Source organism: Mesorhizobium sp. M7A.F.Ca.ET.027.03.2.1 (assembly GCF_003999175.1).
In the GTDB taxonomy this organism is placed as follows: domain Bacteria; phylum Pseudomonadota; class Alphaproteobacteria; order Rhizobiales; family Rhizobiaceae; genus Mesorhizobium.
The window spans coordinates 1-4,608 of the sequence record NZ_RZOM01000462.1 but is presented as its reverse complement, the minus strand read 5'-3'; the positions used below and the strand labels follow the sequence as shown (position 1 = coordinate 4,608).

Here is a 4,608-nt window from a genome sequence, read left to right as displayed (position 1 = left end):
GACCCACATCATCAACGTGCCGCTGCCGTCCTCATCGGTGACGCGGGCAACGCTGCAGCAGCTTTTCGAAAAGGCCTATTTTGCCCGCTTCAAGGTCGAACTGCCGGAAATCCGCGCCAACCTTGTCAATCTCAACACCTCGGTGACGGGCGTCCGCCCGTCGATAGACCTGTCGCGCCTGATCGACCCGGCTGGGCGCGCAACAACGCTCGACGAGGCGCGGCGCGAGATCCGGCCGGTCTGGTACGCCGGCCAATGGCACGACACGCCGGTATACGCGCGTGAAAAGCTGCCGCTTGACGCTGAAATCGAAGGGCCGGCGATCCTCGAACAGATGGATGCCACCACCGTGCTCGAGCCCGGCGACCGCGCACGCAGCGACGCCGACGGCAACATCATCATCGACATTGGCGAGGCCTGAGATGCCAAATCTTGATAGGGCAAAGCTCGACGCCATCACCCTTTCGGTCCTGCAGGCGGCACTGCAGCAGGTCTGCGACGAGATGGACCTGACCTTCTCGCGCGCCGCCTTCTCGCCTGTCATCGCCGAGGCCAATGACCGCTCCGACGGCATCTATTCGGCCGTCGATGGTTCGCTGATCGCGCAAGGCAGCCAGGGCCTGCCGGTGTTCGTCGGCGTCATGCAATATTCGACCAGGACGGTGATCGAGATGATCGCCGATGGCCGGTGCTTGGCCCCGGAGCCGGGCGACATCTACATCGTCAACGACCCCTATCTCGGCGGCACCCATCTGATGGATGTGCGCTTCGCCATGCCGGTCTACCGGGACGGCAAGATTTTCTGCTGGCTGTCCAACACCGGCCATTGGCCCGACATTGGCGGTTCGGTGCCGGGCGGTTTTTCGGCCTCGGCGACCGCAGTCGAGCAGGAAGGCCTGCGACTGCCGCCGGTCAAACTGTTCAAGAAGGGCGTGCTCGATCCGGAAATCTACGCCATCATCTGCTCCAACATCCGCGTTGCCGACCAGCGCATCGGCGACATCCGCGCCCAGGCTGCGGCACTGCTGATCGGCCAGGACCGGCTCAATGGGATCCTGGATCGTTACGGTGATGAAACGGTTGTCGAGGCGATCGCCGAACTGCGCCGCCGCGCGGCCGAGCAGATGCGCGCCAACATCTCAGCCATTCCCGACGGCATCTACCATTCCAAGGCGTTTGTCGATTCCGACGGGGTGGTCAACGAGCCGCTGACCATCGCGCTCGCCGTCGAGAAAAAAGGCAATACGCTGACCTTCGATTTCACCGGCTCGTCAAAGCCCTGCGCCGGGCCGATGAACAGTGTGCTGGCGACGACCTTGTCGTCGGTCTATCTCGCCATGCGCCACATTTTCCCTGATGTGCCGATCAGCGCCGGTGCCTTCGAACCGCTTGAAGTCAAGCGGCCGGAAGGCACGTTCCTCGATGCCAGATATCCGCGCCCCGTATCGGGCTGCGCGGCCGAAGTGTCGCAGCGCATCGCGGAAGCGGTGTTCGCGGCGATGGTGCAGGCGTTGCCGGACAAGGTGACGGCGGCGCCCGCCGGCTCCAGCGGCAATTTCGCGCTCGGCGGCAACGATCCGGCGCGCGGCCGCGACTACGTCATGTACCAGATCTCCGGCGGCGGCTATGGCGGCAATTCAGGCCATGACGGGCTGACCAATGGCTGCTCGACCATCGGCATTTCCAAATCGCCGCCGGTCGAGATCATGGAGCAGGCCTTTCCTGTGCTCTACCGCCATTATGCCCTGCGCGAAGGTTCGGGTGGCGCCGGCAAGCATCGCGGCGGATTCGGGCTCGCCTATGAGGTCGAAATCCTGCGCGGTGACGCCCGTGCTTCTTTCGTCATGGATCACGGCCGTTTCGGCCCCCAAGGCGCACTCGGCGGCAGGGATGGCGCGGTCAACATGGTGACCGTCTTCCGCAACGGCGAGGAACATGTACCACCGCATTTGTCCAAGGAGCAGGACATCGCGCTCAAGGCCGGCGACCGCGTGCGTGTCGGCACGCCGGGCGGTGGCGGCTACGGCGATCCGCTGCAGCGCGATCCGGATCTGGTGCTGCGCGACGTGGCGTTGGGTTACTATACGGTCGAGGAAGCCAACGAAAAATTTGGCGTTGTCCTCTCGGCAGGCGAACTCGGCATCGACCGGACAGCGACGAACAAGCAGCGCGCCGGCTAACGCACGACCAATCGTGAGGGCTTGGTCCGCTCGCCGCGCCGCGATCGCCGCAGCGCATGTCGTTTCCGTCTCCGCCGGGATCATGAAAGCCCGTAGACTTCCCGCTTTCAACGGGGAACTCGAACATGCGTCTTTTCGGTCGTTTCGCGCTTGCCGCTTCCGTCGCTCTCACCCTTGCCACGGGCGCCGCCTCCGCCCAGGACAAAAAACTCAGGATCGGCACCGAGGGCGCCTATCCGCCCTTCAATTACGCCAGTGCCGACGGCACGCTGGGCGGCTTCGACATCGACTTGGGGAAGGCGCTATGCGCCGAGATGAAGGCCGAATGCGAGTTCAGCGTGCAGGATTTCGATGGTTCCATACCGGCGCTGCAGGCCGGCAAGTTCGACGCCATCATCAACATCACCATCACGCCCGAGCGGGCCGAGAAGGTCGAGTTCACCCACAAATACTACCAGACGCCGCCGGCCATCGCCGTACCGAAGGATTCGACCATATCAGGCACCTCGCCGGACGATCTGAAAGGCAAGGCGCTCGGCGTGCAGACCGCGACCATCCACCAGAAATTCGCCGACCAGAAATATGCAGGCTCGACGGTCAAGGCCTATCCGACGGGCGACGATGCCCGCACCGACATGGCCAATGGCCGCCTCGACGCGATGATGGACGGCTCGATCATCCTGACCGAGTGGTTGAAGAAGCCAGACGGCGCCTGCTGCAAGCTGCTCGGCACGCTGACGGCCGATCCGGCCATACACGGCCCCGGCGTCGGCATCGCCCTGCAGAAGGGCAACAAGGAGTTGGCCGACAAGCTCAATGCGGCCATCGACGCGCTGCGCGCCAATGGCAAGTACAAGGAAATCAACGACAAATACTTCTCGTTCGACGTCTACGGCAGCTGAGACCGTTTGGAAACTCTACTCTGGCGGCCATCTGAAGGCGTTTTCTGCGCTTCCGGTGCTCACGGACCTGAATGTCCGCTGCGCTCCGGTTCTCGAAACCACCATCATATGACTCGCCAGAGCGAATTTCGAAACGGTCTCTGGATCGCAATTCATGATGGAGACTTCCTTGGCTGAGCGGCGTTCCCCTTTCTACAGCAGCATCGTCGGGCTGGGCGCGACCATGGGTCGTGTCGGGGGCGATTTCATCTCGGCCAAAACTTATTCCGGCATTGCCGACGAGCACCTGAACACCCGCAGGAATGTCGGCGTGCAGGATCTCAGCACGATGGGCAAGATGGATATCAAGGGGCCGGAGGCCGAGGCGCTGGTCAACCATGTCATCGTCAATAATGCCGCTGCCATGAAACCGGGCCAGGTCCGCTATTCCACGGTCTGCCGCGAGGATGGCGGCATCATGGACGACCTCACCGTGTTTCGGTTGGGCCCGGAGCACTTCATGCTGGTGACCGGCTCGGTCAACCGCCTGAAGATGCTGCCCTGGCTGCAGCATCACGCTCAGGGCCGCAAGGCCTATGTCACCGACATCACGGCGGCCATCGCCTTCCCGACCATCCAGGGTCCGCGCTCGCGCGAACTGCTGAAAGCGTTGATCGCGGATGCCGATCTGGATGGACTGAAGCGCTGGTCGTTCACGTCGGGCCATATCAACGGCACGAGAGTACTGATCTCGCGCACCGGCGTCACCGGCGAACTCGGCTTCGAACTGTTCGTGCCGGCCGACGAGGCGGCCTCTCTCTGGGACGCGCTGATGCGCACCGGCCGTGACTTTGGCCTGAAACCCTATGGCGTGCTGGCGATGTTCACGCTGGGCCTGGAAAAGGCCTATCCGGCGCACGGCATCGACATGGACGAGACCCGCACCCCGTTCCATGTCGGCCTCGACCGCTGGATCAAGTTCGACAAGGGCGATTTCATCGGCCGCGAAGCTTTGCTCAAGGTTCGCGACAAGGGCCTCGACGAGCAATGGGTCGGACTGATCCTCGACGGCGACAAGCCGGCCGCGGCCGATGCCAGGATTCTGGCCGATGGCGAGGACGCCGGCATCGTCACCTACAGCGACCACGGCTATTCCCTCGGCAAGGTGCTGGCCACCGCGCATCTGCGGCTGCCCTTCACGGCTGTCGGCACCGAATTGAGCATTGATATCGGTGGTAAGCCGACGCGTGCGGTCGCGGCGCCGATACCGTTCTTCGATCCGGAAGGGGCGAGGTTGCGAGGTTAGCTGACCCCCATCGGGTGTTTCGGCCATTTTCAAGGTATGCGGGCCGTCAACCAAGCGACCGTCGAAACCTCTGCGGTAGCCGGAACGATCAGCTCTCGCCGTCGATCAGCGTCTCCAGCAGATCGAGCAACTGCTCGAGCTTTTCGTGGCCGAAGCGCTGTTCGATGTCGTCATAAATGACGCGACGGTCCGGCGACAGGGCGTCGATCAGGGCGGAACCGGCGGGCGCAATGGTTAGAAC

3 protein-coding genes and 1 pseudogene are annotated in these 4,608 nt (G+C 63.2%); all 4 read left to right on the top strand.

Annotation, left to right across the window (positions count from 1 at the left end; translation table 11 throughout):
* Positions 1-421 (top strand): annotated as a pseudogene (locus EN750_RS19745) (hydantoinase/oxoprolinase family protein); the annotation flags it as partial.
* 1 nt (position 422) lies between these two features.
* Positions 423-2,180, top strand: a complete 1,758-nt coding sequence (locus tag EN750_RS19740; RefSeq protein WP_127397400.1) for a hydantoinase B/oxoprolinase family protein — start codon at positions 423-425, stop codon at positions 2,178-2,180.
* Positions 2,181-2,305: 125 nt separating this feature from the next.
* The gene (locus EN750_RS19735; RefSeq protein WP_127397399.1) at positions 2,306-3,082 is read left to right on the top strand and encodes an ABC transporter substrate-binding protein; all 777 of its coding nucleotides are present in this window, start codon (positions 2,306-2,308) and stop codon (positions 3,080-3,082) included.
* Between the two features lie 154 nt (positions 3,083-3,236).
* Positions 3,237-4,367, top strand: coding sequence for an aminomethyltransferase family protein (locus EN750_RS19730; RefSeq protein WP_127397398.1), 1,131 nt, complete (start codon positions 3,237-3,239; stop codon positions 4,365-4,367).
* Positions 4,368-4,608: the final 241 nt, after the last annotated feature.

What these genes read in the sequence shown, in the direction of transcription:
- EN750_RS19740 (WP_127397400.1), top strand. Translation starts at nt 423, where the DNA reads ATGCCAAATCTTGATAGGGCAAAGCTCGACGCCATCACCCTTTCGGTC.
- EN750_RS19730 (WP_127397398.1), top strand. Translation starts at nt 3,237, where the DNA reads ATGATGGAGACTTCCTTGGCTGAGCGGCGTTCCCCTTTCTACAGCAGC.
- EN750_RS19735 (WP_127397399.1), top strand. Translation starts at nt 2,306, where the DNA reads ATGCGTCTTTTCGGTCGTTTCGCGCTTGCCGCTTCCGTCGCTCTCACC.